This window comes from Streptomyces sp. NPDC030143, from assembly GCF_055573695.1.
In genome coordinates, this window is sequence record NZ_JBVIAY010000006.1 from 37,865 (window position 1) to 55,348 (window position 17,484).

Annotated in this window: 13 protein-coding genes and 2 pseudogenes; 8 read left to right on the forward strand and 7 right to left on the reverse strand. The window is 69.4% G+C overall.

Features of this window, described 5'->3' with window-relative positions; genetic code table 11:
- Positions 1-135 precede the first annotated feature (135 nt).
- Entirely contained in the window at positions 136-1,425 is a 1,290-nt protein-coding gene (locus ACZ4YY_RS12755; protein ID WP_468287820.1) for a sensor histidine kinase, read from the forward strand.
- Complete coding sequence (locus ACZ4YY_RS12760) at positions 1,422-2,084, forward strand: response regulator (RefSeq protein WP_468287823.1); 663 nt, start codon at positions 1,422-1,424, stop codon at positions 2,082-2,084. Before ACZ4YY_RS12755 ends, ACZ4YY_RS12760 begins: the two co-directional genes overlap by 4 nt.
- Before the next feature lie 225 nt (positions 2,085-2,309).
- Here the strand turns inward: ACZ4YY_RS12760 and ACZ4YY_RS12765 are convergent, their stop codons facing one another.
- Positions 2,310-3,680: an ROK family transcriptional regulator gene (locus tag ACZ4YY_RS12765; RefSeq protein WP_468287826.1), complete on the reverse strand. Its 1,371-nt coding sequence runs from the start codon at positions 3,678-3,680 to the stop codon at positions 2,310-2,312.
- Positions 3,681-4,077: 397 nt separating this feature from the next.
- Between ACZ4YY_RS12765 and ACZ4YY_RS12770 the strand changes: the two genes are divergently transcribed.
- From ACZ4YY_RS12770 to ACZ4YY_RS12785, 4 genes and pseudogenes are all read left to right on the forward strand, one after another.
- On the forward strand, positions 4,078-5,427 hold the full coding sequence (locus ACZ4YY_RS12770; RefSeq protein WP_468287829.1) for an aspartate aminotransferase family protein: 1,350 nt from the start codon (positions 4,078-4,080) through the stop codon (positions 5,425-5,427).
- A 23-nt stretch (positions 5,428-5,450) separates the two neighbouring features.
- Positions 5,451-6,533, forward strand: a complete 1,083-nt coding sequence (locus ACZ4YY_RS12775) for a phosphotransferase (protein WP_468287832.1) — start codon at positions 5,451-5,453, stop codon at positions 6,531-6,533.
- Positions 6,534-7,092: 559 nt separating this feature from the next.
- Positions 7,093-7,362 (forward strand): annotated as a pseudogene (locus ACZ4YY_RS12780) (PadR family transcriptional regulator); the annotation flags it as partial.
- 143 nt (positions 7,363-7,505) lie between these two features.
- Positions 7,506-9,827 (forward strand): ABC transporter permease, encoded by a 2,322-nt coding sequence (locus ACZ4YY_RS12785; RefSeq protein WP_468287834.1) that lies wholly within the window; start codon positions 7,506-7,508, stop codon positions 9,825-9,827.
- Between the two features lie 98 nt (positions 9,828-9,925).
- On the opposite strand, the pseudogene ACZ4YY_RS12790 reads toward ACZ4YY_RS12785, so the two are convergent.
- The 3 genes and pseudogenes from ACZ4YY_RS12790 to ACZ4YY_RS12800 form a co-directional block, all read right to left on the reverse strand.
- Positions 9,926-10,171, reverse strand: a pseudogene (locus tag ACZ4YY_RS12790) (IS5/IS1182 family transposase); the annotation flags it as partial.
- A gap of 33 nt (positions 10,172-10,204) precedes the next feature.
- Positions 10,205-11,434: a GNAT family N-acetyltransferase gene (locus ACZ4YY_RS12795; RefSeq protein ID WP_468287837.1), complete on the reverse strand. Its 1,230-nt coding sequence runs from the start codon at positions 11,432-11,434 to the stop codon at positions 10,205-10,207.
- A gap of 246 nt (positions 11,435-11,680) precedes the next feature.
- Positions 11,681-12,214: a GNAT family N-acetyltransferase gene (locus ACZ4YY_RS12800; protein ID WP_468287839.1), complete on the reverse strand. Its 534-nt coding sequence runs from the start codon at positions 12,212-12,214 to the stop codon at positions 11,681-11,683.
- 575 nt (positions 12,215-12,789) lie between these two features.
- Here ACZ4YY_RS12800 and ACZ4YY_RS12805 point away from each other — a divergent pair.
- On the forward strand, positions 12,790-13,608 hold the full coding sequence (locus ACZ4YY_RS12805) for an alpha/beta fold hydrolase (protein ID WP_468287842.1): 819 nt from the start codon (positions 12,790-12,792) through the stop codon (positions 13,606-13,608).
- 42 nt (positions 13,609-13,650) lie between these two features.
- Here ACZ4YY_RS12805 and ACZ4YY_RS12810 read toward each other — a convergent pair whose 3' ends face one another.
- Entirely contained in the window at positions 13,651-14,136 is a 486-nt protein-coding gene (locus ACZ4YY_RS12810) for a DUF2975 domain-containing protein (protein WP_468287843.1), read from the reverse strand.
- A 416-nt stretch (positions 14,137-14,552) separates the two neighbouring features.
- Between ACZ4YY_RS12810 and ACZ4YY_RS12815 the strand changes: the two genes are divergently transcribed.
- The gene (locus ACZ4YY_RS12815; RefSeq protein WP_468287846.1) at positions 14,553-15,551 is read left to right on the forward strand and encodes a DUF6215 domain-containing protein; all 999 of its coding nucleotides are present in this window, start codon (positions 14,553-14,555) and stop codon (positions 15,549-15,551) included.
- Between the two features lie 105 nt (positions 15,552-15,656).
- Here the strand turns inward: ACZ4YY_RS12815 and ACZ4YY_RS12820 are convergent, their stop codons facing one another.
- Positions 15,657-16,025: a VOC family protein gene (locus ACZ4YY_RS12820; RefSeq protein WP_468287849.1), complete on the reverse strand. Its 369-nt coding sequence runs from the start codon at positions 16,023-16,025 to the stop codon at positions 15,657-15,659.
- Positions 16,026-16,664: 639 nt separating this feature from the next.
- Positions 16,665-17,306 (reverse strand): maleylpyruvate isomerase N-terminal domain-containing protein, encoded by a 642-nt coding sequence (locus ACZ4YY_RS12825; RefSeq protein WP_468287851.1) that lies wholly within the window; start codon positions 17,304-17,306, stop codon positions 16,665-16,667.
- Between the last annotated feature and the right edge of the window lie 178 nt (positions 17,307-17,484).

The following is a 17,484-nucleotide window of genomic DNA, read 5'->3' on the forward strand; positions in this document are numbered from 1 at the left end:
TGCGGCCTACCGTGACAGGGCCGCGGCACACACCGGGCAGCCCGGCTCAGCTCCCCGCATCCGACCCGGCTCCGGCCGTACGCGGTGGTGGCCCCGGCCGGGCCCACCATGATGCTGGATCGACAGGGACGTGTGATGACCGAGGCGGCCGCAGAGCCCGGCAACGCCCACCCGGTGCGCTACGCGGACCGGGTGCGGCGGGCGTGGATGGCCCTACGGCCGACGAGGTATGCCGACCTGGCCTCCGCACGAGCGGCACGACCGGTGAGAGCCGCCCGGCGCTGGGGCTCCCGGCTGCCGCCCATGGTGTGGGACTCGCTGTTGCCTGCGCTGCTCCTGCTCAACATCATGACCACGCGCGCACCGCACGAGCTCCCGGTGGCCGCGGCCCTCACCGCCGCTCTTGCGCTGCCCCTGGTGTGGCGGCGCAGGGCCCCGCTCACGGTGTTCGGCGCCGTTGCAGCCGCGGCCTTCGTCCAGTGGGTGATGGACGTCCAACTGCCGGCGGACATCGCCTTGCTGGTGGCTCTCTACACGGCGGCCGCGAACTCGGGCCGGCGCGGCACGCTCGTCGCCGGTGCCATCGTGGAGGGCGGGGCCCTGCTGGCGTGCCTGCGCTGGGCGACGGAAGGCGCATTCCTGGCCCCCTTCGTCGCGGTGAGCGCGATGGTCGTCTCCGCCGCCGTCCTGGGTGTGAACGTGCGGACCACGCGCGCCTACCTCGCGGCCCTGGAGGAACGCGCCGCGCGCCTGGAGCAGGAGCAGGACCAGCAGGCGCGGCTGGCCGTCGCCGAGGAAAGGGCACGTATCACCCGGGAGATGCACGACATCGTCACCCACAACCTGTCCGTCATGGTCGCGCTCACCGACGCCGCCGTCTACGCGCAGCACCGGTCGCCCGGCAAGGCCACCACCGCGATGCTCCGGATCTCCGAGACGGGCCGTCAGGCCCTGACCGACATGCGGCGCTCTCTGGGCGTCCTGCGGACCGACGAACCGGACGCGGAGCGCCACCCCTTGCCCGGCATCGCGCAGTTGCAGACCCTCGCCGACCAGATGTGCTCCGCCGGGCTGCCGACCCACGTCGAGGTCCAGGGCGGCCATGCGCACGTTCCCGCCACCGCGCAACTGACCGTCTACCGCCTGGTACAGGAAGCCTTGACCAACGCCCTCAAGCACACGCCCACCGGCACACACGCGAAGGTCCGCGTGCGGTGCGCAGCAGGGACCGTGACCGTGGACGTCACCGACAACAACCCCTGCCCGCCGCTTCCCGGCGCCACACCGTCGGGCCACGGCATCCCCGGCATGCGCGAGCGCGCGGCCGTCTACGGGGGGATGTTGCAGGCCGGACCGCTCCCGGGCGGCGGCTGGGGCGTCCGTACCCGCCTCGACCTCGGCAGCAACGGAGCGACGTCCGCATGACGATCCGCGTCCTGATCGCGGACGACGAAGCGCTGCTCCGTATGGCCTTCAGCACGGTCCTGGAGGCCCAGCCCGATATGGCACCGGTCGGCGAAGCCGCGGACGGCACCGAGGCCGTACGCCTCGCCCGGGAACGGCGACCCGACGTCGTCCTCATGGACGTCCGGATGCCCGGGACCGACGGGATCGCAGCGACCCGGCAGGTCATCCGGATCTCCCCGCAGAGCAGAGTGCTGATACTCACCACGTTCGACCTCGACGAATACGCCTTCGCCGGACTCGACGCCGGAGCCTCGGGCTTCCTGCTGAAAAACATCAGGCCCGAGGAGTTGCTCACCGCGATTCGCAGCGTGGCCGCGGGCGACGCGGTGGTCTCCCCGCGGATCACCCGCCGCCTGCTGGAGCACTTCCGCGCGCACAGACCCGCCGGCAGCAGCGCCGACCACGACGAGCGGCTGCAACGGCTCAGCACCCGTGAGCGCGAGGTGCTCATCCAGGTGGGCCGCGGCCTGTCCAACACCGAGATCGCGGCCACCCTGCACCTCGCGGAGGCGACCGTGAAGTCCCACCTGGGGCGGATCCTGCACAAGCTCGAACTCCGCGACCGGATACAGGCCGTGATCTTCGCCTACGACAGCCGCCTCGTCCACCCGGCATGACGTCGCCGCCCGGAGCCGCCGGCGATGTCCCCAGCCGCGAGGCGTCACCAGCGCTACGCCATCGTCCGACGTGGCAATCACGTGGTGCCGCAAGGACCGCTGGCTGGATGTAGTGCGGCACAGCCCCTGCGGTGATCGCAGCCAGCTCCGGCTGTCTCTTCCAGCCCTGCCACACGCTTTGGGCCTGCTGCGGGGTGGGAATGTGGGCGTCGCATGCCGGTCGGCTCAGAAGGCCGGTGCTGCCTGCTCCGCGGCCCGACTCTGGCGCCGCGCACTGAGCACGGCGTCTCGCAGCCGTTCCTGAGCAATCGTCAGGCACGCGTAGACCGCTCCTTGTGCCGTCGACAGACCGATCTGATGCGGACCCGTCCTGATCTCCGGGACCGCCGGAAGGTTCTGGTCGAGCCGCTCGCGCACCTGGGGGAGGACGACGTCGACGAGCGGACGCAGCCGGCCCACGAAGTGGACCGACTCCGGGTCGAGCGTCACGGCGACGACGCTGACAGCGGTCACGATCGCCGTGGTGAACGCCTGCAGCACCTCAGCGTGTGGCGCCTCGGTGTGCGGTTGCAGCCAGAGATCCTCGACGCGCTCCAGGTCGAGCCCCCGCTTGCGAGCGAACCGGAGGAGACCTCGGGTGCTCAGCAACTCGTCGAGGTTCTCGTCGCCGACCCCCGAGGAGAGCACACCGATGTCGCCGAAGGTGGGTGTGTTGCCGCGGGCGAGCTCGTGATCCGTACAACTGGCGAAGTTCAGTGTGGTGCTGACGCTGAAGAGCGCGGCGTTCTTGATGGTTGCGTCGTCGGTGAGGATTCCGAGCAGGGACGCGTTGGCATCGCTGTCGAGGAGCACGGGGGCCTCGATCAGGCGGTCGACGGCTTGCTGGAGACCTGATCCCGCGAAGATCTTCATCGACTCCGTGGGGCCGAAGATTTCCGTGCCGCCCCGGACCCGGCCGGGCACGGCGGCGACGATCTGACGCAGGGGACCCTGCGCAGACCGGGCGGCCTGCGCGATCAGGTCGACCAGCCATCGCGCGGCGTCCTCGACTTCCTGGTGATCGGCGGTGGGAACCGTCAGGTGCTGGATCTCACGCCCCCTCAGGTCGGTCACCAGCACACCCGTGGTCCGGGCGCCGAAGCTGACACCGGCGACGTGCCCGGTCGTGCCGGGCAGGTCCAGATAGGTGGATCGGCGGCCGCGGCCAGTGACCTCGTCGACCGCGCCGTCGACGACGAAGCCGTCGGACCGAAGCTCTTCCACCGCTCTGGACACCGTGGCCTTGCTCAGGCCCGTCAGCTCGATGAGCCGGTTCCGCGTCAGGGGCGCGTGGGAGAGGACCACATCGAGGACCGATGCCTTGTTGTAGTCGCGTGAGGTCGGGTTGGTCACCGGACGACAATAGCGAGCCGGGGACGGCGATCGGCCGGCGACCGGTTCGGGCGGTACGGCCAAGGGGTTCGACGCGGTGAGACGTGGGCGCATCGCCGGGCGGCGGATCGCGGCCTGCTTCGACGGAGCCGCCGTTCCCGCCTGAGCGCGCCCGAAGGGGTCCGTGTCGGCATGTTCCGCGGTGCCGGACGGTTCTCGACTCATGTGTCATGCACTCCGCAGGATTTGTGAAGCACTCCAGGAGCGCATCGCCGTGTCGCGGCGACGCCTGGAAGCCGGGTTCGACGACCAACTGACTGGCGAGGGAACGACCGGAAGACCTCTACGCCGCCGGACCGACGTTCTTCCATGAGGGGCGTCGTGACCGCAGGCTTTCGAGCATACCGTCTTTCGTTTCAGGCTGGAACTGCAACAGTCACAGATCCGCGCCACTCTCCACACCGGGGGGTAGGACATCGAACCAAGCCCCCGATCGGCGGCACCCCCAGGGGTCCACTCTCGGAAAAACCTTCTAGTTTCAGGTTGGAACTGGAATGAATGATGGTATGGTTTCGGCCATCACAGCGAGGAACCCCGGACGAGACTGAAGGTGTGCCTGCAGATGACTTCGATGCTGAGTCGGGCGATAGCCCACTACCCCAACCGGTTCGACCCCGGGGTGATGAGCGGGCTCCCCGATCACCTCCAGAGGACCATCCAACGCCGGAACAAGGTCCTGGGCCCGGGCTACACACTCATCTACAGGGAGCCGGTCGAGTTCGTCTCCGGTCACGGGGCCCACCTGATCGACCGTGACGGCAACGATTACCTCGACGCCTACAACAACGTCCCCTGCGTCGGACACGCCCACCCCCACGTGGCCGAGGCGGTCGCCCGCCAGATGACGGCGGTCAACACCAACACGCGCTACGTCCAGGAAGCCCTGGTCGACTACGCGGAGCGGCTGCTCGCGACCTTCCCCGCGGAGCTGTCCAGGCTGAGCATCGCGTGCAGCGGGTCGGAGGCGAACGACCTGGCGATGCGGGTGGCACGGTTCCACACCGGCGGCGAGGGCATCATCGTCACCCGCTGGGCCTACCACGGCCTGACCCGTGAGGTGGCCAGCTTCTCACCGACCCTCGGTGCGGGTTCGCCGCTGGGCCCGAACGTCCGGCTCATCGACGCTCCCGACCCACGCCTCGTCGCGCCGGGCTCCACCCTCGCCGAGCACATGCGGCACCAGGTGCGCGGCGCGATCGCCGACCTGGAGCGCCACGGCTACCGGCTCGCGGCCCTGATCACCGACTGCGCCCACAGCAGCGACGGCATCTTCACCGACCCACCCGGCTACATGCAGGCCGTGGTGGAGGAGGTGCACGCGGCCGGCGGTGTCTACATCGCGGACGAGGTGCAGTCCGGATTCGCCAGGCTCGGGGAGTCGATGTGGGGCTTCACCCGCCACGGCGTGCTGCCGGACATCGTCACCATGGGCAAGCCGATGGGCAACGGGATGCCGATCTCGGGCGTCGTCTTCCGCCCCGAGGTCTGCGAGGAGTTCGGACGCAACGTCCGCTACTTCAACACCTTCGGCGGCAGCTCCGTCCCCGTGGCCGCCGGCGCCGCGGTGTTGGACGTCTTCGAGCAGGAGAACGTGCAGCAGCGCGTCCTGGAGAACGGCAACGCCCTGCGCGCGGGATTGCGGGAGATCACCAAGGATTCCCCTTACGTCGCCGAAGTCCGCGGCGCCGGCCTCTACGTCGGCGTGGAGATCGTCAAGGACCTCCGAACCCTCGAGCCTGACCGCGCACTTGCCGAAGACGTCATCAACGACATGCGCGATCGCCGCATCCTGATCAGCGGCACGGGCACGTCGGCGAACACGCTGAAGATCCGCCCGCCGCTGGCCTTCGACTCCGCCGATGTGACCCGATTCCTGGAGACCTTCGCCGAGGTCGCGAAGAACCGTCTGTAACAGGCCGACCGAAGGGACTGACCGTGAACACCTCACCAGCTAAGAACCACGCTCAGCGGCTCCTCGAGGAGAGCGGCCTGACGTCGTCCCACGAGCCCATCGACGTGCTGCTGGTGAGCATCCTCCTCGAGGAGCACTACCGCCTCACCGGGAACCTGGGACGACTGGCGACCGAGAAGGACGACACGTTCAGACTCAGCACCGACTCGAGCAACTACCTCGTGAAGGTCTCACCACCTGACGAGGCGGAGGCGGTCGTCGCCCTCCAGACCGCCGCGATGCGCTACCTCGAAACCACCGCCGCGCACTTGCCCGTCCAGCGGGTGAAGCTGACCGCGGACGGAGACGACCACGTCACGATCAGGCTGAACGACGGCCGGGCTCGCATCCTGCGGGTGTTCGACTTCGTCGAAGGCCAGGTCCTGGCCGACGCGCACCCGCACGCGGAGCAGCTCCGCGAGGCGGGAGAGATGCTGGGGCTGATCGACGTGGCACTCAGGCCGTTCACGCACCCGGCGGACCGACGAGGTCTGGCATGGGACATCCGGCATTTCCACCAGATGACCGAACTGGTCGAGCACACGCCGAGTCCCGAGCACCGCCAGTCGGCCAGGTCGGTCTTCCGGCTCTTCGGCGAGAACGTCGTCCCGAGGCTGAGTGATCTCGAAACACAGGTGATCCACGGTGACTTCAGCCCTTACAACATCGTGGTGGACCCAGAGAAGAGCGATCACTTCGTCACCGGTGTCATCGACTTCGGCGACACGGTGCGCAGCGCCGTCATCTTCGACCCCGCCGTTCCCATGGCGAACCTGCTCGGCAGGACGCCGGATCACCCCTGGCGGGAGGCCTGCGCCTTCGCCGCCGGCTACCAGCGCACGCGCCCGATCCGGGCCTCGGAACTCCCGCTGCTCCCGGTTGCCGCGTTGGCGCGGCTCACACTGCGTGCGCTGATCACGAACTGGCGCGCGGAGCGCACACCCGAACGGCGCGAGTACCTCCTCGCTCACGCCAAGGACGACTGGATCAATGTCGAGCGTTCCTTGACCGTGAGCCTGGACGACGTCGTCGCGCACCTCAGGGAAGCCCGTCATGGGCGTTCCTGAAAAGGCGTCAGTCCCGAGCATGTGCAGTTTCACCAGAAAAAGACAGGATCCTCATGGCCATTCCCTCGTTGCAGTTCCGGCCGACATACGTCTCGTTCGACTGCTACGGCACGCTGTCCCTCGACGACCTCAACACCATGCTCGGCATCTGACCCCGAAGCAACACCGGTCCTGCACGGCACACACCCAGGTTTCTCCCACGGTTTGTGTTCGCCGTGCGGGAAATCCGCCGCCTTCAGCACCTGTTCGACAGTTCTGCGGGTCCGACGGCGACCAGAACGACGGGAAACACGCCGTCATGCCACGACCGCTGTTCCGACAGCCGGCCACACCGCTGCACATGGCGGCGTTCTCTTCTCCCTCCCCGGTCTCGCACGGCACGCACATCAGCCGAGAGCCGTTTCCGTCCACCGATCACGGCGTACCAGCCCCCTCCGCGGGACCAGTACGTCGTGATCGGTGGACGGAAACGGCGCCCTGACTGCCCTGCCGTACGCCCGCCGCGACCCGCACCCCCCGTGTATACACGACACGTATACACGATGTGTATAGTGCTGTCATGTTCATCGGTCACACCCTTCCGGGGCTCCTGGAGGCCGGTCCGCGCCACGGTTACGACCTCAAGCGGGCCTTCGACGAGACGTTCGGTCACGACCGGCCGCTGCACCACGGTCAGGTCTGCTCGACGATGTCCCGGCTGCTGAAGAACGGTCTCGTCGAGGTCGACGGGATCGAGGCGGGCGGCGGTCCCGAGCGCACGCGCTACGCGATCAGCGACACCGGCGTCACCGACGTACAGCGGTGGCCGGCGACCCCGCAGAAGCCGGAGGAGCGCGTGGCCGCCGACTCCGACCGCGAGATCGTCGTCCGCGACGGCAAGTCCCGCGACCTGGAGCGCGCCGTATGAGTGTGCGCAGGGGGGACCTCCCGCGCGAGCGAAGCCGAGCGTGGGGGTGGGCCACAGACCTGGCCATGGGAGCCCGCTTCGCCGTCGCCGGGGGACGCGAGGGCTGGGTCCGGATGACGCTCACCGCCGTCGGCGTCGGCCTCGGCGTGGCACTGCTCCTGCTGTGCACCGCCCTGCCAAACGTGTTCGCCGCCCGCCACAGGGTGGAGGACGCCCGCTTCGACAACACGTTCTTGTACTCCGACAAGGCCCCACCGAAGGCCGACAACACCTTCCTGATCGCCGCCACCGACACCACCTGGCGCGACGACGACATCCGCGGCCGGCTCGTCGAGCCCGAGGGCAGGCGGGCGCCGCTGCCTCCGGGGGTCGACAGCTTCCCGGGCAAGGGCGAGATGGTGGTCTCCCCCGCGCTCAAGGACCTGCTCGCCTCGGACGGCGCCGAAGTGCTGCGGGAGCGGCTGCCCTACAAGATCACCGGCACGATCGGCGAGAGCGGACTCATCGGCTCCCACGAACTGGCCTACTACGCGGGCGCCTCGGGGCTGAAACCCACGGACTTCTCCCCGGTGCACCGGCTGACCGGGTACGGCAACCCGGACGCGACAGCCGAGAAGACCGACCCGGTGCTGCTGCTCATGATCCTGGTCGTGTTCGTGGTGCTGCTCACCCCGGTCGCCGTGTTCATCGCCGCCGCCGTCCGCTTCGGCGGCGAGCGCCGCGACCGTCGGCTGGCCGCGCTGCGCCTGGTCGGCTCGGACAGTCACATGACCCGGCGGATCGCGGCGGGCGAAGCACTCGCCGGAGCCCTGCTCGGCCTGGTCGTCGGCACCGGTTTCTTCCTCCTCGGCCGTCAGACGCTGGGCTCCAGCGAGGTGCTGGGCGTGAGCGTCTGGCCCAGCTACCTCGATCCCTCGCCCGTGCTCGCCGCGCTGGTGGCGGTGGCGGTCCCGGTCGCCGCCGTACTCGTCACGCTGCTCGCGATGCGCGGCGTGGTGGTGGAACCGCTTGGTGTCGTGCGCGCGGCCAAGCAGCGCCGCCGCCGGCTGTGGTGGCGGCTGCTGCCGCCGCTGGCCGGCCTCGCGATGCTCTACCCGATGATCGGCAAGGGCGGCGAGAACGGCGACTTCAACCAGTACCTCGTCATCGGCGGCGTGCTGCTGCTGCTGATCGGCATCACCGCGCTGCTCCCCTGGGCCGTGGAAGCTGTTGTCGTCCGCCTCGGCAAGGGCGCGCTGTCCTGGCAGCTCGCGGTACGACGGCTGCAGCTGAGCAGTGGAACCGCCGCACGCATGGTCAACGGCATCGCCGTCGCCGTGGCCGGAGCCATCGCCCTGCAGATGCTGTTCGCGGGAACGCAGAGCCAGTACACCGAGGCAACCGGCCAGGACCCGGGTCGCGTCCAGATGCAGGTCGACTTCAGCGACCGCAAGCCGTTGTCCGGTGTCGAGCGCGCATTCACCGGCACCAGGGGGGTGCGGGCCGCAGTGGCCCTGGCCACCGCGGCATACGGGGACGCGCGTCGCAACCCGGAGAGCAGCGGCGGCCTGACGGTGGGTGATTGCACCGCCCTGCGCGAACTCGCCACGCTTCCCTCCTGCGAGAACGGCGACGTGTTCGTCACGCGCACGAGGAGCCACTACGCCTCCCCCGGCAACGCCGACGAAATCGCCGTGGTGAAGCCGGGTCGGAAGCTCTACATCGACCCGTCGTACGACGACGCCCTTGAACGCGGCATCGAGGTGCCCTGGGCCGTTCCGGCGAACGTGCGGGTGGTGGAGGCTCGCAGGGACTCACTGCAGGACGCCAACGGGCTGCTGGTCACCCCCGCCGCCCTGCCCACCGAGGCCGCGCCCGCGTTGTTCTCGGACGGGGTCTACCTGCGTCTGGACCCGTCGGTGCCCGACTCACGGGAGTACGCGCGCAACACCGCCGCCCGCATCGACCCCCTGGCACACACCTACGGCTGGTCGGCGACCAGCGAGGACGCCAAGTACGCCTCCATCCGCACCGGCCTGTTCGTCGGTTCCGCCTTCGTGTTGGCACTGATCGGCGCGAGTCTGTTGGTGTCCCAGCTGGAGCAACTGCGCGAACGCAGGAAGCTGCTCTCCGCGCTGGTCGCCTTCGGCACCCGGCGTCGCACGCTGAGCCTGTCGGTGCTGTGGCAGACGGCCCTCCCGGTAGGACTCGGCCTCGTCCTGGCCACAACGGTGGGCATCACCCTCGGTTCGGTGCTGCTGAAGATGACCCGTACACCGGTGGCCATGGACTGGGCGAGCGTGCTGACCATGACCGGTGTGGGCGCGGCCGTGGTCGGCCTGGTCACGCTGCTCAGTCTGCCGCCGCTGTTGCGGATGATGCGCCCGGAAGGTCTGCGCACGGAGTAGCACCTCACACATCCCCGCAGTGGGCTCCTCCTGGTACCCGGTCCACTTGCAGACCGCGGCTGGCAGGTTTCGCCGCCGGGGACGGGGGGTGGGTGATGGCCGCGCGACCAGGGGCTTGCGACCTCAGGCCTGTCGTAGGCCGTGTCGGCGTGCAGGCGCTGCGGCTTGAAGTAGCGGCCTGTGTAAGGGTCGTGTCTCGTTTGGTGGCCCTCGACCATGGGCTTCAGGGCTTCGCTGTCATGAGTGTCTGCGGCCGAGACGCCGACGACCAGGGGCAGTCCAGGGGGCGAACTCACAGGCCCAAGCCCCGTGGACCGGGGCAAGCCGGGTTCCGGGATGGGCCCGACACACCACCTGTGCAGGGTCTGCGAGCGCGGTCAGAACCAGTGCAGGCAGTGGGGGGAGCGCTCGGCGCGGAAGAGTGCGTCAGCGAGGGTGGCCGCGCCCGGGTGGTGGGCCCGGATGTGTCCGGCGCGCACGAGCGTGCTCGGGGCGGTGCCGCCGAGGTAGACGGAGCCCAGGTCTCTGATGTCCAGGGACAGGTCGGGCTTCCGGTCCGTCGGGACGCAGTCGGCCTTGCCGCCCCGGATGGTCAGCAGGTAGCTGCCGTGTTCGCCGAGGAACGGATCGTCGATGTCGAGGACGAGCTCGCCGTCCATGAACCAGCCACGCGCGGTCAGCGCACGTGGGACGTCCAGCAGCCGCACCCAGAGCCAGTCCTTGTCGCCGCTCACCTCGCCGGCGCGGAAGTCCACGAGCTGCCGGCGCAGCGGGTGGTCGGGCGGGACGTGCTTGAACACGACCTGCGAGACCAGGTCGTGTCCGAGTACGAACCGGGCCAGGGCCGTGAATACGGTGTCGTCGGCGGTGATGGTCTCGTCGACCGTCAGGGTGCCGGAGTCGATCGAGTAGCTGGCGTACCCGTCCGGGACGCCGTCGGCGTCCCGGTGGACAGCGACGTAGCGTGGCGCCGACGAGATCGGGGGCTGCCCCGCGCGCAGGGCCCACCAGCGGTGCGGCCGGGACAGCGCGCCGGGCTGGGCGCGGCGATACCGGTCGTAGACCTCTTCCAGAATCTCGCCGCACTCTGCCCGGCGCAGTACCTCGACCGAGCCGTCGTCCTCACCGGTCGCTGGTGCGTGGGCCACCTCACGCGCCCGGGGAACGGCGAGGGCCGCCTTGTGGCGCGGCACCGTCAGCCGCGCCGTGTAGGTCGCCGGCCCGTAGCCGAACCTGCCGTAGATCGTGGCCTCGGAGGCCAGCAGCACGGAGAGGAACTCCCCCCGGGCCCGTAGCTCGGTGAGCTGATGCCGCATCATCGCGCTGAGCACGCCCTGGCGCCGGTGCGAAGGCAGGACGCCGACGGCGGTCACCCCGGGGGCCGGGACGAGGGTCTCACCGGGCAGGGTGAGCTCGAAGGAGTGGGTAGCGGCGGTGCCGACGGGCCGCCCGTCCTCCGTGAGGGCGAGCAGGCAGCGGTCCATCTCGAGCGCCGACCACCAGAGCCCGCCGCCCTCGCTCGGGGTTTCCGGGAAGAGCCCGAAGGCGGCATGCACGGTGTCGACGAACACGTCGAGATCCTTGTCGGTCGTGGGACGGATCTCCATTGCCGCAGCCTCCTCGGGACACCGGCACCACGGCTCGTGGTGTCTGGCCACAGTGCAGCGTCGACCCGTGGCCAGGGCAAGCGAATTAAGAGTTCCGAACAAGCGTCAGCGCCTGAGCGCCACGTCCTCCCGCGTGGCGATCGGGTAAGGCCGGGCCCGCGGCCGCCGCCCCGTGGTGGCCGCCGATGAGTGATGCATGATCCTCGCCACGCCGCAGCCGGGCCGTCCGTGAGACCGGCGCCGCAGTCAGGGTGCCGGTCGGGGCGATTCTTCGGGGGCAGCCGGACTGCGGGCCAACACGCGGGTGGTGCTGCCGTCATCCTCTTTGATGTCCCGGACGTGCTGGAAACCGATTCTGGCCAGCAGGGCCAGTGAGGCCTCGTTCGGCGCAGCTACGGTGGCATACACCTTGGTCAACCCGAGGGTGTCGAAGCCGTAGGCGACGACAGTCTCTGCCAGCTCGGTCCCCAGGCCGGACCCCCATGCCGTCGGCGCCAGGGCGTAGATGATCTCGTGGCCTCCGACGATGTCGCTCAGCTTGATCTCGGCATGCCCGACCAGGAGTCCGTTGCGGCGAACGGCCCAGACATCGAACAGGTCCCGGGCATACACCTTGGTGAAGATCCGCCCGAACAGGGCCCGGTCTGCTGCTTCGGAAGCAGGGCCGTCACCCATCCACTGCGACACCCTGCTGTCCTGGAACAGAGCGACGAAGTCCTCTTCGTCGCCGGAGACGTACGGCTCCAGAAGTAGCCGCTCGGTGCGCAGAGTCGGGGTCACAGACATCGACGCTACCCATGCGACATCCGGGTCGGCAAACCGCTTTCGCCTGCGTGGGCGCGCCCTCTTCCACGTCGCCGTGCCCCACATCGCCCGGCACCGCGGGTCACGACCACTCGGGACGAGAACCCGCTTCCTCGGTGCGCTGCTCGACGGCCGCCTCCTACCGGCACGGCAGCTGGCCAAGATGAAGCAGACCGTCCCCGTGAGCGCGGAGGTCCACCAGCCAGGGCCCGGCGGCCGATACGGGCTCGGGGCCTGGTAGTGCCTCACCTGACCTGCGAAGGAACCTACTGGAGCCATGAGGGCGGGGACGGCGGCTGCATCACGCTCAACGGCGTCACCGACGACGGGCGCCGAAGCGCTGTGGTCTCCGTGTCCGAGGCACGCGGCGACATCCCGAAGCCGGCAGCTGACGCCGTCCCTTTCCTCGGCGGCCGGCAGCGGTCCATCGTTTCCGCGCGGGCCAGGCAGCACATCGGGCTGGAGCGGCAGGCCGGGAGCGGAGTGTGCGCGGCGCGTCGGCAGTCGCTCCACGGACCGCAGTGGAGATGATCGGACGGGAGGTGTATTCCATGGGTGAGTACGTCGACGCCAACGGAACCACGATCTGGATCGAGAGCCGTGGTCAGGGGCCCGACGTCCTGCTGATCGCGGGGCTGAGCGACCCGGCCGAGGCGTGGCAGGCGCAGCTCGACGGCCTGTCGGACCGGTACCGGGTCATCACCTTCGACAACCGGGGATCGGGGCGGACGCCGTTGCCGGACGGGCCGATGTCCGTAGCCCTGCTGGCCGACGACGCCGCAGGTCTGCTCCGGGTGCTCCAGGTCGACAGGGCGCATGTCGTCGGCTTCTCAGGTGGCAGTGCGATCGCTCAGGAGCTGGCGCTCCGGCACCCGGAGGCCGTCCGCAGCCTCGTCCTCATGAGTACCTGGGCCCGGGCGGACGCCTACTTCACCACCATGACCCGCTTCTGGAACTGGCTGGTGACGGAGGCGCCCGACGAGCGCGCCATGCTGGAGGCGTTCTTCCTGTGGATCTACACGCCGCGCGCCCACGCTGACGGCACGGTGCAGCGCATCATCGGTGAAACGCTGACCTTCCCGTACCCGCAGTCCGCCGAGGCTTTCCAGCGTCAGCTGGAGGCGTTCGTGCGACACGACACGCTCGACCGGCTGTCCGCGATCATCGCACCGACCCTCGTCCTGGCCGGCGAGCATGACATCGCCACGCCACCGAGGTTCGGGCGGGTTGTGGCCGACGCCATCCCGGATGCCCGCTTCGAGCTCATGGCGGAGGAGGCACACCAGCCGTTCCAGGAGTCCGCGGACGTGTTCAACACACGGGTCGAGGCGTTCTGGCGCGAGGTCGCCGGCGGGAACCCGCCGTCCTGATCACGAAGACAGCCGGCCTCACGTCGACGTCGACGATCGGCATCAGATCACCTCGTCCAACTCGGCCTGCATCCGCGCCGCTTCGACGTAGCGCGCGACGGCCTGGGCGAGCAGCATCCGCAGCACGAGCACGATGAGCGCGACCCCGAGGATGGCCAGACCAATCCCGCCCATGATGACGGTGACGCCCGGGTCGGCCCGTTGGCCCGGCGCATTGAGAGCCGTGATCGCGAACCACAGGAGGGCGGCCGCCACGATCGCTCCGATCACGGCGTCCACGTACCGGAAGGCGGCGTGGGAGAACACGGTGCCGCGTCGCACCATCGTCACCAGCCGCCATACGCTGACCAGGGCGACCTGGCCCGACACCATGCCCAGGATCGTGATCACGCGCGCCGGGGTCAGCGGGAGCGACCCGTCCTCCGGGTCGGTGGCCAACGCCCACACCATCAACGCCTGCACGAACACGGTGCCGGCGAGAACCACCACGAGCACAGCGCGAAGCGCACGCACTGCCAGCTTTCCCATGACTCACCCATCCATCGACTTGCGATGAGAATCTATCGAATCTCGATAGATGAAGCAAGGGTTGGGACGAGGGTTGGCGATGGTCTCGCACCGTGGCGGGACGCCGTCGCCCCACCCGTGGCAGGGCGTTCACGCGAACCGCCTCGAGGCTGTCGGGGTCGGCCCTGCTTTGAGCGCAGATCGGACGCCACCCGACCCTCCCGAGTGCTGGGTCCCGGTGGCCTCAGCCCCCCTGGCGCCGACGAAGCCTGCCCGAGCGGACCGACGGACTCCCCGGCGGTGAGCCGGCCGCACCTGGACCGGTGGCCCGATCCGATGAGCCGGGACGATGCTTTTTGCTCCGGCAGGCCCTGCACGTGCCCGGAACTGTGGCTTCCACCACGGCGAAAGCGGTCTCGTCCTGGTGTGATCGCCGGATGCTCGGTTTCCTTCTCCGTCTCCTGCCCTTCTGGGTCCGCGAGCCCCTGCTCATCGCGGTCGGGTCCGTTCTCGGCGTACGCATCATGTATCTCGCCGTCCACGATCACGATCGGGTCGCGGCCGGCCTCGGCGTGGTGTTCCTCGTGTTCACCGCAACACGTGTCCACGCGGTGGTCCGGGCCCTGCACGCACGCCGGAACCCGGTTCCGGCGGCCTCCGCAGACGGGGCGGCCGTCGGTACCGCCACCCACGCCCAGGTCGGAGCCGGGCCGCGTCCCGGCCCGGACACCCCGGAGAAGGAGCCCAACGCATGGGGCCAGGCCGTCGCAGCCGTGGCCGTGTTCGGGGCACTCGGGGCCGCGCTGTGGGTGGCCCCACACATGATGCCGTCCGACGACAGCACGGCGCAGCCCGCCTCATGTTCGGGCGCAGAACACGAGGAACTGCCGAAGGCCTACCGGGAGACGCCCCAGCCCGTGACCGGTGATGAGCTGTGCAAAGCGCTCAACCGGCCAGACCTGGCCAAGCTCCTCGGAACGCCCGGAGAGACCGCGAGCACTGCCTCCGGCACCAGCAACACCGCTCCCCTGACGGATGGGAAGGTCGCACAGCCGGAGGCCGAGGTCAGCTTCGACACGTACACCGTGAACGTCTCGGCCACGTACAACGAGCTGTCGACCGAGCAGTACGTGAACCTGATGAAGTACGGAAACGAGCAGGACATCAGGACACTCACGGTTCTCGGTCGACCCGCGGTCCTCTCCTCGGACCACACCATGAAGTTCGAGATCAACCTCGGGACCAGCGGATCCGGCGGACCGGTCGAGCAAGGGCCCCTGGCCAGGACGCTGACCGTGGCCCTCGACCGCGATGACCGGGGCGGCTACTACGACATCACCGTGTGGAGCAGGTCCGGAGCCCTCCCGGACGACAGCGCTCTCCTCGCCATCGCCGGCAAGGTTCTTCCGACGATCCCCGAACAGTCTGTCGGATGAGACACCGACAACCCTTGGGGCCACGAACGGTCGGTCCCGTCACGCCGTCGGCACGGCGTCAGTCTCGTGACGGGATCCGGCACAGCACACTCACCCGGCACAGCGTCACTGAGCCGGGATCGGCTGGGTGAGGTTCACCGGGTTGCCGTCGGGGTCCTGGATGTGGGCGACGCGCTGTCCCCACGGCATGTCGTCAGGGCCACCGCGGACCGAGCCGCCCAGCGCCTTTACCCGGATGAGCGTCTCATCGACGTCGTCGACACCGACGCTGAGCAAGACCCGCGGTGCCCCGCCGGGCCCCGCATCCGTCTTGGCCACCAGCCCGAGGTCGGTGTCGCCGATGCGCAGGCCGAGGTAGAAGGCCGGCCCATCCTCCGGTATCCGGAAGATCTCCTCGGCGCCGAACACATTCGTGTAGAAGCCGATCAGGACGTCCTGGTTGGCAGTCAGGATCACTGGCTGGATGGTGGACATGACACTCCTGTCGAGATCGGTCGTGTCGCTGGTAGACCGTTCGAAGACGGCGAACTCATCGGCGAAAACCGCCCTGCCGGACGATCTGCACCCCAGAGTGCCGCCCACGACCAGGAGGAGCGCCCCGAAACGACGTCATGCCACCGCGCTGACCAGCCGTCCAAGATGACGGAAGTTCAGTGAGGCACAAGCCCTCCTCCACGCCCCCTGGAGGCCGGCGGAGGTCAGGTCACCAGCCTCGGCTTCCGCAGACACCCGGGGGCGCCTTTCTCCCAGGGACCTCGCGGATACGCCGACCACGACATCAACCGGTCGCAGTGACCTTCAGGGGCACGGGTCCGGCGGAGGCCCACCGGCCTGCCCGGGGCCATGGGGGCAGCGGGATGCGGGACATGACCGTCCCGAAGGCGGGTGCATCTGGTCCGCGGTGACAGTGCGACCGGCACGGATCGCTCCGCGCCGCCCACGCCCCGACCGCTCCGCATGACTCGTCCGCTGCAGGATGGGCCGGTGGCCGGGGGTTCCCCCTCTGCCTGACCATGCCCGGGCCGACCGTGACGGCCAGCCGGGCGACGGGCGGTCTGGGCGGAGGCATGGTCCGTGGCGCAGACGCTGCGCCCGGACCAGGGCAGACCCGCCCTACAACACCCGCAAGGCCTGGTCGTCGTCACGTTCACGTCGGGCGAGCGCATGCAGCACAGCCTGGTCGCCATGCCGCTCACGGGCAGCTGCGACAAGTACATCGACCGCGACGGCGAGCGTGGCCTGCGGCACCCGGCCTTGGCTGCCCACGCTCAGGGACAGGTCATCCAGGTGCACGGCCAGTTCGACACATCGCGTCTGGAGGTAGCCGTCGAGCAGCATCTCCTCTCCGGGCCGGTGGAGGATGGCCACGCGCCGGTCGGCCGGCTCCTCGCCCAGGCGCCGTGCCAGCCGCTCGCACGCGGCTCGCGTCTGCTCGGCCACGACCGCTGGGCCGGCAGCGGCCGTTTCCTGACTGCGCGCACGTACGCCGACGTTGAGTGCTGAGTCCGGCAGGGACGTGTCGACCAACCGTGCGTAGTAGCGCACCGGCGAGACCGGCTCAGCGCCCGCGACCTCACCGTCCAGGAACCATTCGACCTGCAGGACGCTGCGGGCAAGGTGACCGGCCAGTCCGCCCACCGACATCCCCGGCAGCACCGACTCCGTCTCCCAGCGACGTGTCACCTCCGCCGTGGCCAGCAGGTGCACAGCCTGCTCAGCAGCCAGCAGGTACGCCTCGCGTATTTCGTTGACCATGCCGACATCCTGCACACATCGCGATCACCCCGGCCCCGGCGTCCGAAGAATGAAACAACTGACCAAACTGCGGACGCTGGAACTGTGAAGGCCGTGAAGGCCGCTACCGGTGGGATGGGCTCCGCAGCTATGGCTGTGCCAGAGCACCGCCGGAGAGTTCGGTGGTCGGCGCTCGGGC

Bases quoted from the DNA above. Each gene is read 5' to 3' on its own strand.
- ACZ4YY_RS12755 (WP_468287820.1), top strand. From the start codon at position 136: ATGACCGAGGCGGCCGCAGAGCCCGGCAACGCCCACCCGGTGCGCTAC.
- ACZ4YY_RS12760 (WP_468287823.1), top strand. From the start codon at position 1,422: ATGACGATCCGCGTCCTGATCGCGGACGACGAAGCGCTGCTCCGTATG.
- ACZ4YY_RS12765 (WP_468287826.1), bottom strand. From the start codon at position 3,680: ATGAGTCGAGAACCGTCCGGCACCGCGGAACATGCCGACACGGACCCC.
- ACZ4YY_RS12770 (WP_468287829.1), top strand. From the start codon at position 4,078: ATGACTTCGATGCTGAGTCGGGCGATAGCCCACTACCCCAACCGGTTC.
- ACZ4YY_RS12785 (WP_468287834.1), top strand. From the start codon at position 7,506: ATGGGAGCCCGCTTCGCCGTCGCCGGGGGACGCGAGGGCTGGGTCCGG.
- ACZ4YY_RS12795 (WP_468287837.1), bottom strand. From the start codon at position 11,434: ATGGAGATCCGTCCCACGACCGACAAGGATCTCGACGTGTTCGTCGAC.
- ACZ4YY_RS12805 (WP_468287842.1), top strand. From the start codon at position 12,790: ATGGGTGAGTACGTCGACGCCAACGGAACCACGATCTGGATCGAGAGC.
- ACZ4YY_RS12810 (WP_468287843.1), bottom strand. From the start codon at position 14,136: ATGGGAAAGCTGGCAGTGCGTGCGCTTCGCGCTGTGCTCGTGGTGGTT.
- ACZ4YY_RS12815 (WP_468287846.1), top strand. From the start codon at position 14,553: ATGCTCGGTTTCCTTCTCCGTCTCCTGCCCTTCTGGGTCCGCGAGCCC.
- ACZ4YY_RS12820 (WP_468287849.1), bottom strand. From the start codon at position 16,025: ATGTCCACCATCCAGCCAGTGATCCTGACTGCCAACCAGGACGTCCTG.
- ACZ4YY_RS12825 (WP_468287851.1), bottom strand. From the start codon at position 17,306: ATGGTCAACGAAATACGCGAGGCGTACCTGCTGGCTGCTGAGCAGGCT.